Origin of the sequence: Massilia sp. UBA6681, assembly GCF_002454935.1 — a bacterium.
Lineage (GTDB): Bacteria > Pseudomonadota > Gammaproteobacteria > Burkholderiales > Burkholderiaceae_D > Telluria > Telluria varians.
Genome location: NZ_DKJX01000106.1, coordinates 3998 through 5009, shown reverse-complemented (window position 1 = coordinate 5009; position 1012 = coordinate 3998). Strand labels below are relative to the sequence as shown.

1 protein-coding gene is annotated in these 1012 nt (G+C 68.1%); it reads left to right on the top strand.

What is annotated here, in order from left to right:
• Positions 1-1012, top strand: a 1012-nt coding sequence (locus B2R83_RS20045) for a hypothetical protein (protein WP_292044345.1), incomplete at both ends; no start/stop codon positions are given.

The following is a 1012-nucleotide window of genomic DNA, read 5'->3' as shown; positions in this document are numbered from 1 at the left end:
GCGCGCGCGCTCGATCGCGCTGTCGATCGACAAGGAACTGGTGCGCGCCGAGGGCGCCTTGCGCGTGATCGGCCAGACCGACCTGATGTCCAGGGAAGATTTTTCGTCCCTGTACGAGCTCATGCGCAAAACGATCACCTCGCCGGATTCCTGGGCTGTGCTCTACGGCGCCGACGGCAGCATGCTGATGCACACGCACCACCCCTACGGCACCCGTTTCGACGAGGGACCGAACACCTGGGTGCCGCAAGCGATCGCGCTGCAAAAGCCGAGCGTGACCAACCTGCGCGAGGGCCGCGCCGGCAAGTGGAAGGTCGTGTCGGTCAACCTGCCAGTGAAAAGCGCGGGCGGGCGCCAGTTCCTGCTGTCGCACACCTTCCACGTCAGCCACATCACCGCCCTGCTGCACCGCCAGGAACTGCCGCCGAACTGGGTGGTGGGCGTGTTCGGCGACGACGGCATCTCGATCGCCCGCAACCTGCGCGAGAAGGAATTCGTCGGCAAGCCCGTCAGGCCTGAGTTGTACAAGGCATCGCGCGAGCGCGCCAGCGGCAGGCTGGTCAACCTGACGCGCGACGGATTCTGGGCCTACAACACCTTCACCCATGCCACCCGCGCCGACTGGACCGTCGCCATCGCCGCGCCGCAGGAAGAAATCAACCGGCCGGCGCGCACCGCCACCCTGATCGCGGGATGCGTGCTGCTGTTCGCCCTGGGCAGCGCCCTGCTCGGCATCGTCCTGTTCGCCCGGCGGCTCAGCGCGTCCTTCGACCTCGCCCTCGATGCCGCCAAGTCCCTCGAACTCGGCAAGATGCCGGTCGTCCAGCCTTCGGGGGTGGTCGAAGCCGACGTGCTGCAGCGTGCCCTGCACGATGCGGGCGCCAAGCTCGCAGCCGAGAACGAGGCCCGGCGGCGGCTCGAGCGCGAACGCGAGCTGCTGCTGTGCAGCGAGCGGGACGCACGGCGCGCGGCCGAGAACCAGAACAACGCCAAGGACGAGTTCCTGGCCATG